This window comes from Pseudomonas sp. REB1044, from assembly GCF_038813925.1.
GTDB lineage: Bacteria > Pseudomonadota > Gammaproteobacteria > Pseudomonadales > Pseudomonadaceae > Aquipseudomonas > Aquipseudomonas boreofloridensis.
In genome coordinates, this window is sequence record NZ_CP046139.1 from 1825954 (window position 1) to 1847057 (window position 21104).

Here is a 21104-nt window from a genome sequence, read left to right on the forward strand (position 1 = left end):
GCATGCCGCTTGCCAGGCGCGGACTCCTTGGACGCCTACTGGGCATTGCTTACCCGTCAGGGCGACGCGATACAGGAGGTTCCTCCCCATCGTTGGAGCAACGCGGATCTCTACGACCCGGATCCTCTGGCTTGCGGAAAGATCAGTACGCGGTGGGCCGGCCTGATCGATGAAAGCCTGTTCGACGCGGCGTTTTTCGGGATAACCGACGCCGAGGTCGAGCACATGGATGCGCAGCAGAGGATCTTTCTGGAGGTAGCCTGTGAGGCACTGGCCCATGCGGGTTGTGAGCGCAGTAGCATCGGCGGCAGCCGCACAGGCGTTTACGTTGGCGTTGTGAATTATAACGATGGCTATGCTCGCCGCTTGTTCAGCGACATCGAGCGGATCACTGCATTCAGCGGTCCGGGCGTATCGAACAGTGTGCTGGCGGGACGAGTGTCGTATTTGCTGGACCTCAAAGGGCCGTCTTTGGCAATTGATACGGCTTGTTCTTCCTCGCTGGTTGCCGTCCATCAAGCATGCCAGAGCTTGCGAAACAACGAGTGCGACCAGGCCATTGCCGGCGGCGTCAATCTGGTGCTGAGTCCGGAGTTTACGATCGCGACTTCGCGAATGGGGCTAATGGCCGCCGATGGCCGTTGCAAACCCTTTGACGAGCGGGCCGACGGTATTGTGCGCAGCGATGGTTGTGGCGCCGTTGTGCTCAAGCGGCTGAGCGATGCTCAACGGGATGATGACCGGATTCTGGCCGTGATCGAAGCAACGGCACTGAACCAGGATGGCCGGACCAATGGTATGACTGCCCCGAATGGTCTTGCGCAGCAGGCGCTGCTGCGCGACTTGCTGGGCAGGGCTGGGGTGCGCGCCAATCAATTGGGTTATGTGGAGGCACACGGCACCGGTACCCGCCTGGGTGATCCGATCGAAATATCCGCCTTGGCCACCGTCTTGAGCACCGAGCCGAGGGAGGCGCCGTGCCTGGTTGGGTCGGCCAAAGGCAATATCGGTCATTGCGAGGCAGCGGCAGGTATCGCCTCGTTGATCAAAGCAGTGTTATGCATGGAACATCGCCATGTGCCTGGCCAAGCCAACCTGAAGACACTCAATACCCACATCGAGCCATCGCCTTGCGTGAGCTTCGCGCGAGATGGCCAGCGGTGGCCAGAGCACGATGGGGAGCCTTTGCTTGGTGTGGTCAGTTCATTTGGCTGGTCCGGCACCAATGCTCAGGTGCTATTGCGAGCGGTGCCTCAAACGCCCGTTCCGAAGACCAGCGTCTATCGCCTGGCCGCTGACTCTGCGCAGGCGCTGATCGCTGAAGTTCGCACAGCACGTGCGCACGTGCAGACGCTGGGCACCGATCAACCGGTAGCGTGTCCAGTCAGTGTGCCGGCTGGTGCATTTCGCAAAGCGTTCACTGCGTCCGAGCCCGGCCTTCTCGTCAAGGAGATGGATCGTTGGCTGAGCAGTACTCCACAGAGCGTCAGCCCAGCTCGGAAGATTGCCTTGCTGTTTTCCGGACAGGGCAGCCAGTGGCCAGGCATGGTGGAGGATCTGCTGAGTCAGGATCCTCATTTCAGGCGCAGCCTCGAAGAGAGTCAGGCGATCATCCAAAAGCTCGATGGTTGGGCGTTGTTGCCAGCCATCGCTGCTGGTGCCCAGACCGACTTGACGCAAACCCGCTTGGCACAACCGTGTATCGTCGCGATCCAGCTCGCTCTGTTCGACATGCTCAAGTCTTGGGGCCTCGAGCCTGCTGCGGTGATGGGGCACAGCGTGGGCGAGCTTTCAGCGGCCTGCTGTGCCGGCATACTGTCACGTGAGCAAACGCTTCAGGCAGCCTTGGCTCGTGGCAAATGCATGGCGCAATTGCACGATCTGGGCAGTATGCACGCCGTACTGGCAGAGCAGGACATCCTCGACTCAGTACTTGGAGATGATCCGCTGGTGAGCGTTTCGGCGTGCAACAGCCCGGGTGCGAGCATTTTCTCGGTAGCTCGTGCTGCGTTGCCTGGCTTCGAGGAACGTTGCGCACGGCTGGGCGTGGAGCCGATCACGGTCAATCAACACTACGCGTTTCATTGTGCGTTGCTGGAACCGGTGCGGGAGGATCTGGAACAGGCATTCGGCACGTTACAGCACGCCCCGGCGCAGCTCGAATTTCAATCTTCCAGCCACTTCGACGACAACGAGGCATCGCCGACCGAGGCTGGATACTGGGTGCGCAATGCCTTGCGCCCTGTTCGATTCGATCGGGCACTGAGTTTGCTGGCGGATAAAGGGTGCGACACGTTCATCGAACTGGGTCCACACGCCTCGCTGATACAGCATGTCCAGCGTTGCTTGGGCTCGCGGGTATCCAATCTCAGAGCCTGGCCGGTGCTTAATCGCCACAGACCCGCGCAGCAAACACTCGATACATTGCGCGCAGGATTATTCGAAGCGGGATTGGATCTGCAGATCAACACGCCAGCGGCGCGTCGTTCTCACACGTGGCATCACGCCCGTTTTGCACTGCCTGCCTACGCCACGAAAGCTGCTTCTGGCGATCTTTGCGGCTCAATGGCTGCGCAATCGGACACAACGCTGGACTTCATCGTGAACTGGCGTGGCGAGGATCTGCTCGCCGATCACCGCGTATTCGACACGATCGTGGTCCCGGGGGCGATGCACTTGTCCGCGTTGCTCACGCAAGCCCTGCAAAAACGCAGCATGTCCGCTGTGCGCTTGTCGGATATCCGTTTCATGCAGCCGCTGTTGCTCAAGCCCGGGCAGGCCTGCCAGGTCGATTTCCAGTGGCGGCAGGAAGAACATCCGGGCAACTATCACGTCAGCGTGCAGGCCCATACCGATCATGGGCAACGCCTGCTTTCAGCCAGTCTGCTGCAGACCATCGCGCCATACGAGTTGGACCATCCATCGCTAGCGATACCGGGCGATGAGGGATGTGAGCTGAGTGGTCAAGCCTTCTACGAGCGCGTGCACAATGCCGGACTGCAGCTAGGGCCGCTGTTCCAGCGCATCGAATCAATGCGCCTGGATTCAGCCCAGCAGCAGATTCTGGTGTCACTCAAGTCACCCAGTGCTTCGGCTCGCGAGGCCGGGTTGTCGGTGGATCCAGGTCTGCTGGATTCTTGCTTCCAGGCATTGTACGCAGGCTATCTACAGCGTTGTGCGGAGCTGGAACTCTACATTCCGCTGGCCATTGACGAACTCGTCGTCGTTGGGCCTATGGATGGCCGGATGTCAGCGACCATCGCGATGACGACCCTGGAGTTCGACCGAAAGAGCGAGGTTTTACGTGGAGACATCACGCTGCACGATGCCGACGGCCGCGCCGTAGTCTGGCTACGCAATGCCCAGCTCAAACGTGCTGCTCGCCAGTCGCTGCTCTCTGACGGCGCTGCCCAGGCGCCCAGTGCCTACCGGCTGGGCTGGCGAGAGTACGTGGGCGTTCCTTCCTCTGGGCGCCTGAGCCATATCGTAGTAGGTGAGCAACCGTTGGCCCGGTATCTACGCACTATCTTGCCAAATGCGCGCGAGACTTTGGCCGATGACGTTGTCGCACAGGGCATTCCCGTCCAGTGGGTCGTTACCGACGAAACGCTCGTCTCGTCGGGACTCGATCTGCCAGCACTTCTAGCGCTGAAACTCCTGCAACTGCGGGACCTGTGTGTGCGGATCGACCAATCGGGTGTCAAGGGCGCACGGCTGTGTCTGGTCACTCGAACGGCGGATGAGCGGTCGGTCGAAGGCTCGCTCATGGCGGCTGCAGCCCTGTCGATGCTACGCGTCATTGCGAACGAATATCCTGATATCGCATGCCAGGCCGTCGAGCTGCCTGTCCAGTGGCCCTTGGCCTCTGAGACAGTGGACTTGCTTGTTCCTGTGCTTGAGTCGGCCGCACTTTGCAGGGTGCTTCGAATCGATCAAGGCAAGCTCTATGAACAGTACGTTCAGCCTACCCGGACGCAGCCTGGCGACGCCCTGGCCATTAATCCTTCGGGCCGCTATCTGATCACCGGAGGATTCAGCGAGAACGGAACGGCTGTGATGCAGAAGCTGTTCGAGCTAGGTGCACGGCATATCAGTGTGATGGGCCGTAGTCGCCCTGATGAAATCGTGCTTGAGTGCGTTGAAAAACTCAAAGCCCAGGGCGCTCAGGTCCACTTGTTCCAAGGTGACGTTGGCAATCAGACCGATGTCGATGCGCTGTTGCGCCAGCTGACGCGAAAAGGCCAGCCATTGCAGGGCATCGTTCATTTGGCGGGGGTTGTGCAGGACGCCTTGCTACCTCGCTTGCAGACCGAGAGCATCGAGTCAGTGCTACGGCCCAAGCTCAGCGCCACACTGAATCTGCTGCAAGCAACGCAGCACTGCGCGCTGAATTGGTTCGTGATGTGCTCTTCGCTATCGGCTCATATCGGTTTGCCTGGGCAAAGCGCTTATGCGGCCGCCAATGCCTGCGCTGAAGTGTTGATGAGGGTGCGTGCCAGCTCGGTACGCTGTAGGCGCGTGATCGCCTGGGGTCCATGGGCCGCCGGCATGACAGCCCGCCTGGAGAGGGACCAGCAACGACGTCTGGAGGCTGCCGGCCTCGGCTTGATGAGCCAGGCGCAGATGCTGGAGTGGTTGATGGACGGCAGTGATGACGCATCCGGCGATGTTGAGATCGTCGCCAGCCTGGCGCCTGGAGCATTACAGCGTCTGAGCGGGCTGGCCCGACCGAGTGGCTCTGCGCAACAAGCGATCATGAGTGAGCAGGTCGCGCTGACAGGTGATGACGAGACTGTCCGCAAAGCACTGACACAACTGGTCCTAGATGAACTGGCATCAGTGAGCCGCAGTATCGAGGTCGGTCCGCAAACCGATCTGGCCGACTTGGGTATGGATTCGCTGGGCTCTGTGGCGATCGTTCAGCGCCTGCGGCAGCGAACAGGCAGATCGCTGCCCATCACGGCTTTCTTCGACAGTCGCGCGGTCGATGAAGTGGTCGACAAGTTGCTAGCAAGCGCTTGATCCAAGTATCCCTGGACATGGAAGTGGGTGACATTGATGCACGAATCGCTGAATACTTCTGGACACGCCACGCCTCAAGAACAGGCGCAATGGCTGATCGCGACGCTGGATCCGCAGGATATCCGGTACACCATTGGCCTGGCGTTCACGATGTTCGGGCGGCTGCAGCCCGAAGCGCTGCAGTTCGCTTGGGAACGACTACTGAGTGCGCATCCGATTCTGAGCACTCGCTATCCGGGACCTGATGCCCGAGCCAGCCCTATGTGCGATACGCAGGCCCGCGCTATGGTGGATCTGGTCAATACCACCACGCTCGATGAGCGTGCGAATCAGGCTCTGGTTCAACAGTGGTTCGACCGCCCTTTCGATGTGATCGAAGGGCCGATTGTTCGCCTCGGTTGCTTTATCCGGCCAGACGACACCTGTGTGGTGGTTCTCGCGGCGCACCACATCATTGCGGACTTTACGTCGCTGGGTTTGATGCTTGACGAGTTGGAGTCGCTGTACCTGGACGAGGTCATGGGCGACGGCGCGATCTGGCGCCCACGCAGTGCACCGTTCTCGCACTATCGGCGCGAGGTGGTGACTGGCGCGTTGGGTGCCGGGGGGCAGCATCAAGCCTACTGGCATCGCTACCTAGCCTCGGCGCCGGAGCCGCTGCGCTGGTCGGAGCGTTGGAGAACGGCGTCGGACGAAGGTGCCAGTCATTGCTTGACGGTCGAGGGTGTGCGCCTTCAGGCACTCAGGGCGTTGGCCAAGCAGACCCAGGCTTCGCTGTATACCCTGGTGCTGGTCAGCTGGGCATTGGCGGTTTCCCGAGCCACCGGCCAGGACGAAGTCATGGTTGGAATGCCTATGTCCATGCGCGACGACCGCTACGCACACACCTTAGGCAGCCTGTTCAATGTCTTGCCGCTGCGCGTGAAATCGTCGTGCGCACTGCAGGAGCGGATAAAGGACGCACGAACGGATCTTCATCAGGCGTTGGAACACCGTATGTTCGACCTGTCTGAGGCTCTGGATACGCTTGGCATTACTCGCCCACTTGGGCGCAATCCCCTGTTCCAGACCACGGTGAACATGCTGGGGCATGTGCATCAGTCACGTTGGTTAGCGTTGCAGATGGCTGATGCTGATGCGCGCGAGCAGTGGGCGGGCATGGATATCGGGTCTTGGCCGTTGTTGCAGCAACAAGGCCAGGTCGACATCGCGCTCGAGTTCGTCGATGCCGTCGAATGCCTGCGCATGGTCGTGAAATGTGATCCGCGAAGTTTTTCCCGCACCGGTATGACCAGGTTCGCCGAGCACTGGCTGCAGTGTGTCGATGAGTTATTGAACCAAGCCCGGCAGGACAACGCGTCGGTGCCGCTGGCGTCGTCTACCGACATCAATCGCATTCCTGGTCCGTTGAACTCTGGCCCACGTGAAGCTGCCCGGGACTGGTCGCTAATCGGTTGGTTCGATGATCAGTGCGCTCGATTCAGCGACGCGCCCGCGTTACGTCACGGCGATGAAACCCTCGATTATCAGAGTGTTCAGCGTCTGAGTGTTGCGCTTGCGCTGGAGCTGTTGGAAGGAGGGCCTCTACAAGGCGCGCGTATTGGTATCTATCTGAATTCAGGGGTCGACGCGATCATCGCCATGCTCGCGATCATGCGAGTCGGCGCATCGTATGTGCCTCTGGACCCAGCTATACCCATGGAGCGAATGACGCGCATTCTAGAACAGGCCGAGATCGGCACGGTTGTGGCCGATTGTGCCATGCCGGCGCAACTAAATGTCGCACGCTGGTGTGATATGAGCTGCCACCGCAGTTCGACAAGCTCCCAGCCACTCGCACTGTTTGACTTCAGCTCTTGCCAGGGGCGCGCATACAGTGTGTTCACTTCTGGGTCCACTGGCGTGCCCAAAGGTATCGACGTTCGCCACTGCAACGTCGTTGCGCTGTTGGAGTCGATGTATCTCGAGCTTGATCTGCCGGCCGGTCACGTGTGGACTTGGATGCATGCCGCCAGTTTCGACTTGTCGATCTGGGAAATCTGGGGCGCGCTCTGTTCGGCAGGCTGCCTGGTGGTGGTACCACAATCGATTCGGTCCAATCCGGAACAGTTGTTCAAGTTGCTCGAAGACGAGAAGGTGAGCGTCATTACGCAAACCCCCTCTGGCTTACGCCAATTGGCACCTGTGGCCAGAGTACGTCCGCCGCTAGGGCATGCCAGGCATTGGGTGGTCTGCGGCGAGGCACTGCCAGGGGCGGTCGCGCGCGATTTTTTGAGTAACGAATGGCGGCTATGGAATCTTTACGGTCCGGCGGAAACGACCGTATTCGCCACTATTCAGCCAGTTGACGCATCGGTTGCCGCGGAAACCATCGTCCCGATCGGTCGGCCTCTGGGACTGGCCAGTCTATACCTGCTTGATGGCACCACGGCTGCACAACCGGGAAGCGTTGCGGAAATCGTCATAGGCGGGGCAGGCGTTTCGCTTGGCTACATAGGACTGGATCAGTCGAATCGTGAGCGCTTCATTCAAGACCCTTATCGGGCCGGAGGAGTCGCGTATCGGACAGGCGATCTGGGTTATTGGGATGGACACCGCCTTTGTTTCATAGGGCGAATGGATGAGCAAGTCAAGTTCAATGGACATCGGATCGAGCTCGCAGAGATAGAACGGTGTCTTGAGGGCATTGATGAAGTCCAGCAGGCGGGCGCACTTATCGAGGACGTGGCCGGGCAGTCGCGGCTGACTGCCCTGGTGCAATGGCGCCGTGGTGCCACGCCTTTGAACGATCGAGCGCTGCGCGCCCATCTGCGCCAACGCTTGCCAACGTACATGCTGCCCACCCGGCTGTTGAGCGTGCCGGGCCTGCCTCACAATCGCCACGCCAAACTCGACCGCAAGGCACTTGCGGCGCTTGTCGAACAGTTGTCTGCGGTTGCTACTGTGGTTGCGCAGGAGCCCAGCTCCTGGCACCAGCGGGTGCAGCGCATCTTGTGCGACATATTCGAACGCGACCCCGTGGATCTGGATACACCGTACTTCGATCTTGGAGGCAACTCCATGACCCTACTGCAGATCCATGCGCAGCTCGAGGCATGGCCAGAGGCCCGCCATCTACGTCCGTCAGATCTGTTCAGATTGGTCACGGGCAGGATGCTGGCAGACGAACTGCAGCGTCATGGCAAACCCGAAATTGCGCCGATGACTGGCCATCGAAGCAGGCGTGAGAACGTGCTGCGTGACCGCCAGGCCGGACGGTCCTTGCAACGAGGCGCTGAGAATGAATGAACACGCTATTGCAGTGATCGGCATAAGTTGCCGTCTGCCCGCGGCCTGTGACCCCCACGCGCTGTGGCGGAATCTGCTTGAGGCCAAGGTCTGCTCGACCCGTTATGACACGGCGCAGTTGCGTGAGATGGGGGTCAGTGAAGCGCTCATCAACGATCCGCGTTTCGTGCCGGTGGATGGGCGGATGGCCGGAGCCGATCTGTTCGATGCCGCGCTTTACGGTATCAGCATCAGAGAGGCACAACTGCTCGACCCACAGCATCGTCTGTTGCTGGATTGCGCTTGGGAGCTCATTCAGACCAGCGGGCTTGGCAATCAGTTGGGCAGACCCTGCATCGGATTATTCGCCGGTGCCTCGATGAACACCTATCTGACTAATGTAATCGGTGGCCACGCGGATCTGAGCACGGCGCAGGGTACTGAGCGCATGCTGGCCAATGACAAGGACTACATGTGTGCTCGGGTGGCCTACAAGCTGGGGTTTGAAGGTCCCTGCATGTCTGTACAAACAGGCTGTTCTTCATCGCTCAGCGCGGTGCATCTAGCGATCAACAGCCTGTTGCTGGGGGAGTGCGAAATCGCATTGGCAGGCGGCGTCTCTTATCACGCGCAGACACAGCCTGGTTACCTCTATCAGCCTGACCTGATGTTCTCCAAAGATGGTAGTTGCAGACCCTTCGATGCACAGTCCAGTGGCACATTTTTCGCTGATGGTGCGGCATTGGTGGCGTTGCGACCCCTGCAGGACGCGCTGGTCGCGGGGGACGAAATCCTGGCGGTGATCAGCGCAAGTGCGGTCAACAACGATGGCGCAGCGCGCGCCGGTTTCACCGCCCCTGGCGTCGATGGCCAATCTCGATTGATACGTCAGGCGCAGGTCCTGGCTCAGGTGGCTGCGGATGAGATAGGCATGATAGAGGCTCATGGCACCGGAACACGCCTGGGTGATCCCATCGAGTTCGATGCCCTCTGTCGAGCCTTTGCCGAGACCACGGATCGACGTGGGTTCTGCGCGCTGGGTTCGGTCAAGGCGAATCTGGGGCATCTGGCGGCAGCCGCAGGCGTGGCTGGTCTATTGAGAGCGGTGCTCGCGCTCAGGCATGACTGCATCCCGCCGCATCCGACCTTCTCGCGAGCCAATCCGGCATGCGCTCTGGAGTCGAGCCCCTTCGTTATCAATACTCAGGCTCGACCTTGGGCAAACGGCTGCACGCGGCGTGCGGGTGTCAGTGCTTTTGGGGCCGGTGGCAGCAATGTACACGTAATACTGGAGCAGGCACCTGCCCGCGTGGCCCAGATCGCGGTCAGCCCTAGGCAACCTCAGGCTATCGTGCTGAGCGGTCGAGATGAGCACGATGTGCACTGGTTGGCCGACGCGTTGCACAAGCGACTTCAAGAGCCCGCATTGCCGGAGCTTGAGCAGATTGCCAAAACCCTGAGTGAAGGGCGCACCGCATTGGATTGGCGCGCTTCCCTGTATGTGCAGAACATTGCCGACTTGGCCGATCAGCTAGGTTCGAAGGCATACCGAGTCTTGCCAAAGCAGCCGGATCAAGGCGTCATCATAGTGCACCTCGACGAAGCCCTTTACCAAGCGCTCGAGCAGGAGCCAGCCTACAGGGCGTATCGCGACGCTATGAGCGCTGGAGCCAGTGCGCCAGGCGCGTCAATCGAGGGCGCTGCGCTAGAGGCGAACGCGTCGCGGCAATGGTTGCACAGACTATTGCCGCGCCAGGCCTTGGAGTTTGTCAGCACGCCCCTTCCACAGTCCGCCTCGGCGGGTGAAACAGCGTTCTGGACGCAGCCATCAGGAAATGGTTCGTCTGTCTTGGACCTTCATGCTCAGACGTTGAGGGCTTGGTTGGCGACGTTGTGGGAGCGAGGCGCAGAGGTCGACTGGTCATGTCTTCGCACGGCCAGAACCCTAGGTCACTGCCATCTGCCACTGGCACCCCTGAGGCCGGTGCGCTGCTGGTATGAGCCACAGCAGGAGTCATCGACTGACGCCACGCCGAGTTCGGGCGAGCGGGCACACATCTACGTTGAGCACTGGCAGCGATTGGGGCTGTTGCATGGGGTCAGCACCACGCCGAATTCCACGCCCTACGCGCTGCATGCACAGCCACCGCTGCGCGAGGCGTTGATTGACCAGTTGCATCGGCTGGGCCACAAGGGTGCCGGGGCGGATGAGCACGCTGCCGACACGGTTGTCTGGTTGCTCGATGAGTGGCCCACCTCATCCGACGGCCCGGACTTTGCCTGGTGGTTGTGTTCGCAGGTCAAAGCCTGTGTGCATCGTAAACGACCGAAAATGGAGCTGATTCTTCTCGGTAGCGGCTTCGTTGATCCATGGGGAGCCGGCAACGTGGATCCGGGACCGAGCGCAGCACTGGCATGCATTGCCGCGCTCGGTCATGAGCACCCTAGTATCTCCATCAAAGTCATCGACCTGATGGTGCCCACAGACAGCCTGGAGGTGGCATGCCAGGTGCTGACGCCGGTCCTGCAGCGTCTGGATGCGTTGCCCGCTTTGTGCGCTGTGCGTGCTGGCAGTGTCTGGATCCGTCAGCATGACCCGCTACCGGTGTCGGTGAGTACCAGTGGCCCCAGACCGGCAAGCCTGTGTCTGGTAACGGGAGGTCTAGGTACCGTGGGCTTCGGCATGGCTCACTACGTGGCGCGCCGCCAGGGATGCGATCTGATCGTGCTGCAACGAGCGAGCGACGATCCTCAGCGAGCGACCCTACGTGAACAGCGACTGCAGACTCTGCGCGCGACTGGGGTACGCGTGACTGTAGTTGAGGCCGATGTCTGTGACCGCGAACAACTGCACGGGGTGCTCGAACAACTAAGACGTGATGGTCTGCAGATTGATGCCTTCATCCATGCCGCCGGAGCCTCGGGTGATGCAACCCAACAATGGCTGATGCGCTCGGAGCCCGAACAGTGGCAGAGGCTGATGGCTCCTAAATGGCTGGGGGCGCGGTGGCTCGATGAATGGTTTGCGCAGACGCCATTGCGCTTCGGCTGCTTTGTGTCTTCATTGGCAGTACTGGCAGGCGGGTTGGGTTTGGGGCCATACGCGGCTGCCAACGAGGCATGCGCCTGGTGGAGCGGTCGTAGCCGAAGCAATGCACCGTACTTCAGTATCGACTGGGAAGGTTGGCAGGGTTGGGTACACAGCGGGGATCTGCGCTATGGCGCGCAACGTGGAGAGGGTCTGGGCGCCGCTGAGGTAGATGCAGCGCTTGATTCCATATTCTCCAGTGTTCAGCGTTTTTCCCGCTTCATCGTTTCCGACAGGCTGCTGGCGCAGCGCCTGGCGGCTCCCGTCAGTCATCAGGATGTGGAAACGTCTTCCACGTGCAGCCTTGAAGCCATGCTCCAACTGTGGCGGGAAGTGCTGCATTGTCCTGTGCAGGACACGGATAACTTCTTCGATCTGGGCGGCGACTCCTTGGTGGGCGCCGAGTTGGTTCGCCGTGCCAACGCCCGGTTCGGTGTCGGCTTGGCAATGGTTGACCTTTTCGAATATTCCAGTGCGCAGGCATTTGCGCGACAAGTCGCTGCAATACAGGAACAGGGAGTTAAGCAATGAGCGCAATCACGCATGCCGATGATATTGCCGTGATCAGCATGGTCGGGCAGTTTCCTGGGGCCGAGAACTGCGACGCGCTTTGGCGAGCGATCACAGAACGGCAGGAACTGCTCGAACACTATGCTGACGGTGGACCTGAGGGCTGGGTAGCCAAAGGTGGGTTTCTACGCAACGCTGAGCATTTCGACCATGCACTCTTTCGCTATACCCCGCGAGAGGCGTCACGTATGGACCCTCAGCAGAGGCTGTGTCTGACCCTCTGCGAAGAGGCGATGAAGCAAGCAGGTTACGACAGCGGCGCCGAGCTCGACGCTTGCGGCGTTTTCGTCGGAACGCGAGCGGACACGTGGCACGATCAACAGCCAACCCAGGATCGAAGTGCCTCCGACACCATGCTGACACTGGGCGGACGCAGCAGTGACGCCATGGCCACTCGGGTGGCGTACAAGCTGGATTGCAAGGGGCCTGCGGTCAACATCGCCAATTTCTGCTCAGGGTCGCTACTGGCCGTCCACCTGGCCTGTAACAGTCTGCGTTTGGGCGAATGCGACATGGCATTGGCTGGCGGGGTCTGCGTCCGTTATCCCGCTCACGTAGGCTACATGTTCAATGAAGGAGGGATTCTGTCTAGGTCAGGCAAGGTCCGACCTTTCGATCAGCGGGCGGACGGCACCGTATTCGCTGACGCGGCAGCGTTCGTGGGGTTACGGCGTGTTAGCGATGCGATACGTGATGGCAATCCTATCTTAGCGGTAATAAAGGGCTCAGCGGTGAACAACGACGGCCTGGATAAGGCCGGTTATACAGCGCCTAACGTCAAGGCACAGGAGGCCGTCATTAATGCGGCTCTACGACAGGCTGGGGTCGCAGCCGAGCAGATCGGGTTGCTCGAAGCCCATGGTACTGGAACGCAGGTCGGTGATGCGGTGGAGCTCAGAGCTCTATCCAGAGTCTTCGCTGGCGTTGCCCCACGCAATTGCGTGCTTGGGGCGTTGAAGGCGAATCTCGGCCACACCGATTGCGCTTCCGGTATTTGCGGGCTGATTAAAACCGTACAGGCCGTACGTATGGGCATTCTGCCTGGAACCACCCACTGCGAGCAGCCCTGTGAAGCGCTTCTCGATCCCCTATCACCCTTCGATGTCTCGGGTACCAGCAGACCGTGGTCAAAGCCTGCACCACAGCGGCTGGCAGGCGTCAGCTCGTTCGGCATCGGCGGTACCAACGTCCACGTCATCGTCAGTGGACCGCCTGCCGTACCCAGTTGCGTCTAGTCGTCGACAGCATCGTTTTTGTCACTCAAGGAGAGAGTCGATCATGCAAAGCATGCCAAATAAAGAAGATCTGCTGGTTGCGATTTTTGCGGAGGCGTTTGGCGTCTCGGCCGAAGCGCTAGATATCGATGCACCGTTGACTGAAATGGGCGCCGACTCTTTGCAATTGTTCGAAGTGCTGGCACCCATTGAGCAGGGCTTCGGAGTCAAGTTGTCGGTCAGGCAGTTTTTTGCCGAACTTCAGACCATCCGCCAGTTGCATGAGTATCTCCAGGCGCAGGCTGTAGACCGTCCCGGCAAAGGATTTGCGTGGATGCGCCGCAGTGCGGACGCGGTAGAATCTCAGGCGCGTCAGCGCTATCTCGACGCGCTGGTGCCACGTTACGTAGCACGCACTCGCCAGTCCAAGATCCATGCCGAGCAAGTGCGAGAGTGCATCGCGGATAGTCGGTCTGGAATCGGCTTCAAGGGCTCGACCAAAGAGATGCTGTACCCGTTGGTCTGTAACGAATTCAAAGGCGCCAGAGTTCGTGATCTAGACGGCAATGAGTACGTCGATATGACCATGGGGTTTGGCACCCACTTGTTCGGCCATTCTCCGGCATTCATCGATCAGGCGCTGCATGATCAGCTCGAGCTTTCCTATGGGTTGGGGACGCGCAATGCGGCAGCGCTCGACGTTGCCAGATTGATCTGCGAGCTTACCGGCATGCATCGTGTCGCCTTCGTCAACAGCGGCACCGAGGCGATCATGAACGCTGTACGCGCAGCTCGAGCGGCGACACGCCGTAATCATGTCGTGCTCTTTTCCAGCAGCTATCACGGTCATTGGGATGCGGTACTGGCCAGTGGTGGACAGCGGGGTGTCAGCAGTCCAGTTTCCGTGGGCATTCCCCAAGGTATGGTGACGGATGTTTCCGTCTTCGATTTTGCGTCCAGAGCTGCTCTTGATTTCATCACCGAGCAAGGTGAGCGTATTGCAGCAGTGCTGATCGAGCCGGTGCCTACGCGAGATCCAGGGTTGGTTGATCCTAATTATCTGCGGGCTTTACGCGAGGTTTGCACCGCCGCAGGCGCACTGTTGATCTTCGATGAGATCGTTACAGGTTTTCGTGCTCATCCTGCAGGTGTGCAAGGGCTTTTCGATATTCAGGCCGATATCGTCACGTATGGCAAAACCATTGGCGGCGGCATGCCATTAGGCGTTGTGGCTGGCCGTGGAGACACGCTGGATGCGATCGATGGGGGGCCATGGAGTTACGGTGATACCAGCTTTCCTGCCGTAGAGCCCACATTCTTTGGTGGGACCTTCTTCCAGCATCCATTGGCGATGGCGACCGCGCTTGCCTCGCTGCAGCATATCAAGCAGCTCGGAGCGGCATTCACCGAAGACCTCACCGCTCGTACCAAACGCTTCGCCCAGCGCCTGAACGCACTGTTCGCCGATTATGGTGTGGCCATCGAAGCACGCAGCTTCGCGTCCTTCATGCGCTTGGTGCATCGCGAGAATATGGATCTGCTGTATTACAACTTGCTGTTGCGAGGGGTGTACATCTGGGAGTGGCGTTGCTGGTTCATCAGTACGGCGCACCATGACGAAGATCTCGATCTGGTCTATCACGCGTTCGTCGACAGCCTGGAAGAGTTACGTAGCAACGCGCTGATCTGAGCCTAATCGCCCCAATACCTCTGGGGCCGTCTTTTCCAAAACCATTCAACAAGGAGTGTTGTCATGCCATTGCGCGATTTGAAGATTTTCATCGGTGGCCCCATTCAATTTGCTATCCGAGACGATGGCTTCCATGAGTTGCTGAGACACACCATCGAGCAGGCGGCGGATGTCGTCAGGCAGATGAACGGTCAGGTTCTTTCTGCGCACGCGGTGGAGCGGTTTGGGCTCGATACTCCCGCGTTCACACCGGAGATGGTGTCCAAACGCGATTTCGCCTGGATGCAGGAGTGCGACATCTTCATGCCTGTTCTCCCCGTGCTGCCGGATCAGAACCTGCTTCGAACTGATGGTACTCATATCGAGCTGGGTTGGGCCTGCGCACTGCGACGGCCAATTCTATTGGTCACGGAGTTGCCGATTGTGGCCAACGCCAGTCACTTGCTCAAAGGACTTGAGCATGTCTGCCAGGTCGCCAAGCTCGACATTCACGAACTGAGGGCCAACCCATGGCAACTTGCGGAGATCTTTACCGCTCTCCTCGGCGAGCGCGCCCTCTTGGAGCCGGCGTGATGAGCGGCCACCAACGCAAGGAGGCTGCGATGAGTACTCAAAAGGCTGGAGACAGTTTTGAAATACTGGGCCTGCGCCTGAAATCTCCGGTGATCGTCGGTTCTGGACTACTGTCCGATCAACCGCGCAACATCCGCCAGTTGATTGTCCATGGCGCTGCGGCCGTCGTCACCAAAACTATCTTCCCAGCGTGCCGCAAAACACATGCAGAACGTATCTACTCGATCCAGACAGGGCTGCTCAATAACACGACCTACTCCAAGCGCCCGGTGAGCGAATGGCTGGTGTTGTTGAGCGAGTTCAAGCGTGAAGGGTTGCCAATAATAGCGTCGATTCATGCCAGGACACCGCAGGCACTCGGCGAGTTGGCAGCCCAAGTGGCGGAGGTCAGCGATTGCCCTCTGGAATTGGGTATCTCTTGTCTGCATGCCGATGATGTCGAGCATGACACTCCTGAACGAGTTGAAGACTACGCTCAAGCGGTCCGCGAACAAACCGCTTCGCCGTTCGCGGTCAAGCTCAGTCTGGGGGCGCAACTGCTCGAACGGGCGCGCAGTGCTGAGCGAGGGGGGCTCAGGCGCTGACTTTGAGTGACTCTCTCAGTGGCCTGGCTTTCGATGAGAGGGGGGAGCGTGCAGTGTTAGGAGGTGTATGCGGCTATTCAGGACCTGGTATCAAACCGCTAGTGCTCGCCGCCATTCATGATCTTCGACAGCAGGGATTCGATCTGCCGATCATGGGGTGCGGCGGCGTGAGCAGCGGCCGCGACGTGCATGAGTATCTGCGAATCGGGGCGCAAACTGTCCAAGTGTATTCTGCGCTGCACGAGAATATGTTCGGCACCCTGCAATCTATCCGCGCCGACTATGCAGAGCGCTGTCAAACCTTCGACAAAGAGATCACCGCATGAATCAACCTCTTCACTTTTGCGAGCTGACCAGCACAGAGGTTGTTGAAGCGGTAAGAGATCGAGTGCTCATATGGGCTATCGGGGGTATCGAACAGCATGGCCCGCACTTACCGCTACATGTAGATACCCTGATCCCTCAAGCGTTTGCGCACGCGTTGAGTCTCGACATCCACGGCTTCATGTTGCCCACGCTGCCCGTCTCTGTACGGTCCTTGCCGCAGAGCGGTGGGGGATTACAGTTTCCCGGTACGGTCTTCGTCGAGGGCGGCACGTTCATCGGTTTGGTGGAGCAGACGCTGCGCAGTTTGGCCGTCTTGCCGTTTCGACAGTTGGTGTTAGTCAACGGCCATTATGAAAATGAGAGTTTTCTTTTTGAAGCGCTTGATCAAGTCCGTCAGAGTGGATTGCTGGGGACGCGCTCGGTACTTGCCTTCAGTTGGTGGAGTTTGGTCAAAGCCTCATGGGTTGAAACACATCTGCCAGCCTTTCCTGGCTGGCACGCTGAGCACGCGGGGGTCACCGAAACCAGTTTGATGCTTCATCTGCACCCTGAATTGGTGCGTGACTTACGGCCTGATCACGATCGGCCGCCTCGTGCCGGAGTCTACCAGTTGCCGTTGCGCGATGATGCCAGCAATCAAGGTGTGCTGACCATGACGTCTAGCGCAAGTGCAAATATTGGTGGGTTATTGTTCAATCACGTCCGAGAGGAGATACGCACACTGGTGTTGGATGCGTTGGAGTAACGAAGCAGATCACGCCGATCAGGTGATCGGCGTGATTTCAGTGGGTCATCAGCGTTTGCTGTAATGAGGCGATACGCTTGTGCAGGAGTTGGAAAAATCCGTCCGGGGCCCTTTCTGTAAAAAAATGATCCCCTCGACCGTATCGAGTTTGAAACTCGCTGAGGTCAAGCTGGCCCATGCTGGCATCATATCGTGCTGCACAATGAGGTCTGACGTCCCGTGGTAAGCCCAAAGTGGGCAGTTCAGCACAGGCTGCGCTTGGAACTGCCAGTGCCGGCAAAGTAACAGATCGGCTTGAAGAATCGGCAAATAGATTTCCGCGAGTTCTGGGTTGCTCAGAACATTCAAACAGGCAGGGTTGAACGTCCCTAGTCGATTAACTGCGTGCTGGGTGTCCAAGCCTGATAGGTCAGGAAGATGGCTTCTGTAGTCAGGGTGGGCAGCGGAGCAAATGATTAGGCATTCGGGCTGGACAGGATGGCACGACGTGTTGAGTTGCTGCGCGAGTTGAAAAGCGATCCAACCGCCCATGCTGGTTCCAAGAAACCCCACGCGACAATCTCGGAAGGTATCTAGCTCATCGATCAATAATGTAATGAGCAATTCCATGCTGCTGATCAAAGGCCGTTGAATATATTTCCCCCGCCCGGGAAGATGCACGGGGTGGAGGCATATAGATTCGTCTAATTGAGTGCTCCAGCGATTATAATAGTCGGCGTTGCCGCCAGCATAAGGGAAACACAGTATGTTGAGCTTGTCGGGGTCTGGGGGCTTGGAAAACAGCATTGTCTGAACCTCATCATACGCAGGTGGACTTCCGAAGTTTTTCTTAAATCGTTACGGCTGGGGCCGATGAAGTCGTCAGTGGAATGTCAAGCGCATGCAGCCGCTGCAGGTCGAGGCGTAGGCTCCGTCGTCCTTTGAGCTTACGGTTGATTTCGAGAACTGTTACATCCAACAGTGCGCGCTGCTCGATCAATTGCACGACCTGACGTCGATTAAGGCAAAGTTTGCGAGTCAGGAGGCTGATGAAACGTACCGCGATGGCCTGCTCAAACTCAATGGTGATATGCAAAATGCGCGAATCATTGAAGGCGTAAGGGGAGGGGCCTTTTATTTCGTAGTCTGGAAGGGGGCCGAGTTCTGCTTGATTGCGTTTGAGTAAGGGGTAGTCGTAGGCATAGCGCCGTACCTCTTCCAAGTCGTTATGAATGAAGCGCTGGTGAAGTTCGGGATCAAGCTTGCCCGTCTTGACTCGGGAGAAAATATCTATATTCCAGGTGTAGTCGCATTTTTCACATTTGTAGATGTTCCAGACATCCAGCGTCTTCTTTTGTGCGTTGACGCGGAATGTGCCGGCGGGGAAAAATAGCTTCTTCACTTCGCAGGAGGGGCAGCGCTTGGTGATTGATTGATAGCCGAGAGGCGATACCAACCAAGTGACATGTCCATTTGTCATGGGTTGATCCTGTTGGAGGGTGAGTTTCAGATTAAAGCTCAATCATGGGGTAAATCAAGTGATGGCGTACGATAAATTATAGAAATAATATGTTACCTTGCTGTAGGCTATATCCTACATATGGGGTGATCGCAATTGAATAGCTATCCACTGTTCGAGTTCTATTCGAATGCATGGCTATTAATCCAATAAACAATCGTTTGAGGTATCAATTTACCGCGACTGACGTTAACATCTGTGCCTTCACACAGTTGTAAGTATGCCCATTATGTGTTTGCAAACCCTCGAGCAGCACTTGCTCATCGCCTTGGCTCACGCGCCCAACGAAACCCGCAGACTGTTCCACGGCCGTGGTCGCTGCTGGCCAGGCCTTGAGCAGATTACCGTTGACTGGCTGCAGGGCGTGCTGTTGGTCGCCCTGTTCCGCGAGCTACCAGACGGCCAGTTGACCGAGCTCGAATCGATGTTGCGTCGCTTGGCCGAACGCTCGCAGTGGACCGGCCAGGCCATTCTGCTGCAGCACCGCTACCTGCCCGACAGTCCCGGGCAGTGGCTTTTGGGTGAGCCTTGCCAGCAACGCGCAGTGGTCGAAGACGGGCTGAGCTACCTGCTCGATCTGGGTGTGCGGCAGAACAATGGCTTGTTTCTCGATATGCGCTACGGCCGTCGCTGGGTGCGTGAGCAGTCGGCAGGCAAGCGGGTGCTCAACCTGTTCGCCTACACCTGCGGCTTTTCGGTGGCGGCCATTGCCGGGGGCGCGCAGCAGGTGGTTAACCTGGACATGGCCAAGGCCGCCTTGTCGCGCGGGCGCGAGAATCATCGGCTCAACGGCCACGACGCCTCGCGGGTGGCGTATCTGGGGCACGAGCTGTTCAAGTCGTGGGGCAAGGTGCGCAAGTACGGGCCGTACGACCTGATCATCATCGATCCGCCGACGTTCCAGCGCGGCAGCTTCGTGCTGACCCAGGATTACGCCAAGATCCTGCGCCGTCTCCCGGAATTGCTGGAGGAGGGCGGCTGCGTGCTGGCGTGCGTCAACGATCCGGCCATTGGGCCGGAGTTTCTCATCGAGGGCATGGCCGAACAGGCGCCCGAACTGAGGTTCGTCGAGCGCCTGGAGAACCCGCCGGAGTTTCCCGACGCCGAACCGCAGGGAGGGCTCAAGGCGCTGGTATTCCGCCGACAGGCTTGAGCCCTGCGCGGCTCAGTATTCGGAGAGGGAGAACTCGGTCAAGCAGAAGGTCGGCACGCCGGCCGCCTGCAGGCGCCGCGAGCCTTCCAGTTCCGGCAGGTCGATGATCGCCGCCGCCTCGAACACCTTGGCGCCGGTGCGCCGCACCAGGTTGACCGCCGCCAGCAGGGTGCCGCCGGTGGCGATCAAGTCATCGAAGATCAGCACCGAGTCGCCATCGCACAGGCTGTCGGCATGCACTTCGAGGAAAGCTTCGCCGTACTCGGTCTGGTAGCCCTCGGAGAGCACATCGGCAGGCAACTTGCCTTGCTTGCGGAACAGGATCAGCGGCTTGTTCAACTGGTGGGCGATGATCGAGCCGATCAGGAAGCCACGCGCGTCCATCGCGCCGATGTGGCTGAAGTCAGCTTCGACGTAGCGCTCGATGAACTGGTCGGCAACGTAGCGCAGCCCGCGTGGCGACTGGAACAGCGGGGTGATGTCACGGAAGATCACGCCCGGTTTCGGGAAGTCCACTACCGGGCGGATCAGGGCTTTGAGGTCGAAGGTGTCGCTAGGCATGGGCGGGTATCCTGGAAAAACGTGGCGCCAGTATACCCTGGCGCCGCGCTCAGGCGTCCATCGCACCACCGGCCAAGGCGCACAGCTGGATCGGGTCGAGGATGTGCACCTCTTTACCCTCGGCCTTGAGCAGGCCGTTCTGCTGGAAGCGGGTGAACACCCGCGACACGGTTTCCACGGCCAGGCCCAGGTAGTTACCGATCTCGTTACGCGACATGCTCAGGCGGAACTGATTGGCCGAATAGCCACGGGCGCGGAAGCGCGCGGACAGGTTGACCAGGAAGGTGGCGATGCGCTCGTCGGCGGTTTTCTTCGACAGCAGCAGCATCATCTGTTGATCGTCGCGGATTTCACGGCTCATCACGCGCATGAGCTGGCGACGCAACTGCGGCAACTGCACCGACAGCTCGTCCAGGCGCTCGAAAGGGATTTCGCAGACCGAGGTCGTCTCCTGCGCTTGCGCCGACACCGGGTAGGCTTCGGTGTCCATGCCGGACAACCCGACCAGTTCGCTGGGCAGGTGGAAACCGGTGATCTGCTCTTCGCCGGCATCGCTCAAGCTGAAGGTTTTCAGGGCGCCGGAGCGTACCGCATAGACCGAGCCGAAATTGTCACCCTGGCGGAACAGGAACTCGCCCTTTTTCAGAGGACGGCCGCGCTTGACGATCTCGTCCAGTGCGTCCATGTCTTCAAGATTGAGTGACAGGGGCAGGCACAGGGGGCCAGGCTGCAATCCTTGCAATGGGCCTGACCGTGGGGGCGCAGTTTGACTGGCTCGGACATTTCTTTCGATCCTTGTGGAAAAGCACACA

At 59.1% G+C, this 21104-nt stretch carries 13 protein-coding genes and 1 pseudogene; 10 read left to right on the plus strand and 4 right to left on the minus strand.

Features of this window, described 5'->3' with window-relative positions; translation table 11 throughout:
• Window positions 1-27 precede the first annotated feature (27 nt).
• From GKC70_RS08670 to GKC70_RS08710, 9 genes are all read left to right on the plus strand, one after another.
• Window positions 28-5022, plus strand: coding sequence for an SDR family NAD(P)-dependent oxidoreductase (locus tag GKC70_RS08670; protein ID WP_342651075.1), 4995 nt, complete (start codon window positions 28-30; stop codon window positions 5020-5022).
• 36 nt (window positions 5023-5058) lie between these two features.
• Complete coding sequence (locus GKC70_RS08675; RefSeq protein WP_342651076.1) at window positions 5059-8310, plus strand: amino acid adenylation domain-containing protein; 3252 nt, start codon at window positions 5059-5061, stop codon at window positions 8308-8310.
• Entirely contained in the window at window positions 8303-11908 is a 3606-nt protein-coding gene (locus tag GKC70_RS08680; RefSeq protein ID WP_342651077.1) for an SDR family NAD(P)-dependent oxidoreductase, read from the plus strand. The genes GKC70_RS08675 and GKC70_RS08680 overlap by 8 nt, the downstream gene beginning before the upstream one ends.
• On the plus strand, window positions 11905-13182 hold the full coding sequence (locus GKC70_RS08685) for a polyketide synthase (protein WP_342651078.1): 1278 nt from the start codon (window positions 11905-11907) through the stop codon (window positions 13180-13182). Before GKC70_RS08680 ends, GKC70_RS08685 begins: the two co-directional genes overlap by 4 nt.
• 43 nt (window positions 13183-13225) lie before the next feature.
• Window positions 13226-14851: an aminotransferase class III-fold pyridoxal phosphate-dependent enzyme gene (locus GKC70_RS08690; RefSeq protein WP_342651079.1), complete on the plus strand. Its 1626-nt coding sequence runs from the start codon at window positions 13226-13228 to the stop codon at window positions 14849-14851.
• Window positions 14852-14914: 63 nt separating this feature from the next.
• Window positions 14915-15424 carry a nucleoside 2-deoxyribosyltransferase gene (locus GKC70_RS08695; RefSeq protein ID WP_342651080.1) on the plus strand — a complete coding sequence of 170 codons (510 nt, stop codon included), beginning with the start codon at window positions 14915-14917 and terminating at the stop codon, window positions 15422-15424.
• A gap of 29 nt (window positions 15425-15453) precedes the next feature.
• Entirely contained in the window at window positions 15454-16008 is a 555-nt protein-coding gene (locus GKC70_RS08700) for a hypothetical protein (RefSeq protein ID WP_342651081.1), read from the plus strand.
• A 2-nt stretch (window positions 16009-16010) separates the two neighbouring features.
• Window positions 16011-16334 carry a hypothetical protein gene (locus GKC70_RS08705; RefSeq protein WP_342651082.1) on the plus strand — a complete coding sequence of 108 codons (324 nt, stop codon included), beginning with the start codon at window positions 16011-16013 and terminating at the stop codon, window positions 16332-16334.
• Complete coding sequence (locus tag GKC70_RS08710) at window positions 16331-17080, plus strand: creatininase family protein (RefSeq protein WP_342651083.1); 750 nt, start codon at window positions 16331-16333, stop codon at window positions 17078-17080. Before GKC70_RS08705 ends, GKC70_RS08710 begins: the two co-directional genes overlap by 4 nt.
• A gap of 48 nt (window positions 17081-17128) precedes the next feature.
• Here GKC70_RS08710 and GKC70_RS08715 read toward each other — a convergent pair whose 3' ends face one another.
• Both GKC70_RS08715 and GKC70_RS08720 read right to left on the minus strand, forming a co-directional pair.
• On the minus strand, window positions 17129-17866 hold the full coding sequence (locus GKC70_RS08715) for a thioesterase domain-containing protein (protein ID WP_342651084.1): 738 nt from the start codon (window positions 17864-17866) through the stop codon (window positions 17129-17131).
• Between the two features lie 43 nt (window positions 17867-17909).
• A complete protein-coding gene (locus tag GKC70_RS08720) occupies window positions 17910-18539 on the minus strand; it encodes a DUF1062 domain-containing protein (protein WP_342651085.1) in 630 nt (209 codons plus the stop codon).
• 259 nt (window positions 18540-18798) lie between these two features.
• Here GKC70_RS08720 and GKC70_RS08725 point away from each other — a divergent pair, with 259 nt between their 5' ends.
• A complete protein-coding gene (locus tag GKC70_RS08725; RefSeq protein ID WP_342651086.1) occupies window positions 18799-19731 on the plus strand; it encodes a class I SAM-dependent methyltransferase in 933 nt (310 codons plus the stop codon).
• A gap of 12 nt (window positions 19732-19743) precedes the next feature.
• On the opposite strand, the gene GKC70_RS08730 is transcribed toward GKC70_RS08725, so the two are convergent.
• Window positions 19744-20292: an adenine phosphoribosyltransferase gene (locus tag GKC70_RS08730; RefSeq protein WP_029614985.1), complete on the minus strand. Its 549-nt coding sequence runs from the start codon at window positions 20290-20292 to the stop codon at window positions 19744-19746.
• A gap of 49 nt (window positions 20293-20341) precedes the next feature.
• Window positions 20342-21075 (minus strand): annotated as a pseudogene (gene fnrA / locus GKC70_RS08735) (Crp/Fnr family transcriptional regulator FnrA).
• Window positions 21076-21104 lie beyond the last annotated feature (29 nt).

Bases quoted from the DNA above. Each gene is read 5' to 3' on its own strand.
- GKC70_RS08725 (WP_342651086.1), top strand. From the start codon at position 18,799: ATGCCCATTATGTGTTTGCAAACCCTCGAGCAGCACTTGCTCATCGCC.
- GKC70_RS08675 (WP_342651076.1), top strand. From the start codon at position 5,059: ATGCACGAATCGCTGAATACTTCTGGACACGCCACGCCTCAAGAACAG.
- GKC70_RS08685 (WP_342651078.1), top strand. From the start codon at position 11,905: ATGAGCGCAATCACGCATGCCGATGATATTGCCGTGATCAGCATGGTC.
- GKC70_RS08680 (WP_342651077.1), top strand. From the start codon at position 8,303: ATGAATGAACACGCTATTGCAGTGATCGGCATAAGTTGCCGTCTGCCC.
- GKC70_RS08700 (WP_342651081.1), top strand. From the start codon at position 15,454: ATGAGTACTCAAAAGGCTGGAGACAGTTTTGAAATACTGGGCCTGCGC.
- GKC70_RS08690 (WP_342651079.1), top strand. From the start codon at position 13,226: ATGCAAAGCATGCCAAATAAAGAAGATCTGCTGGTTGCGATTTTTGCG.
- GKC70_RS08730 (WP_029614985.1), bottom strand. From the start codon at position 20,292: ATGCCTAGCGACACCTTCGACCTCAAAGCCCTGATCCGCCCGGTAGTG.
- GKC70_RS08715 (WP_342651084.1), bottom strand. From the start codon at position 17,866: ATGCTGTTTTCCAAGCCCCCAGACCCCGACAAGCTCAACATACTGTGT.
- GKC70_RS08695 (WP_342651080.1), top strand. From the start codon at position 14,915: ATGCCATTGCGCGATTTGAAGATTTTCATCGGTGGCCCCATTCAATTT.
- GKC70_RS08710 (WP_342651083.1), top strand. From the start codon at position 16,331: ATGAATCAACCTCTTCACTTTTGCGAGCTGACCAGCACAGAGGTTGTT.
- GKC70_RS08720 (WP_342651085.1), bottom strand. From the start codon at position 18,539: ATGACAAATGGACATGTCACTTGGTTGGTATCGCCTCTCGGCTATCAA.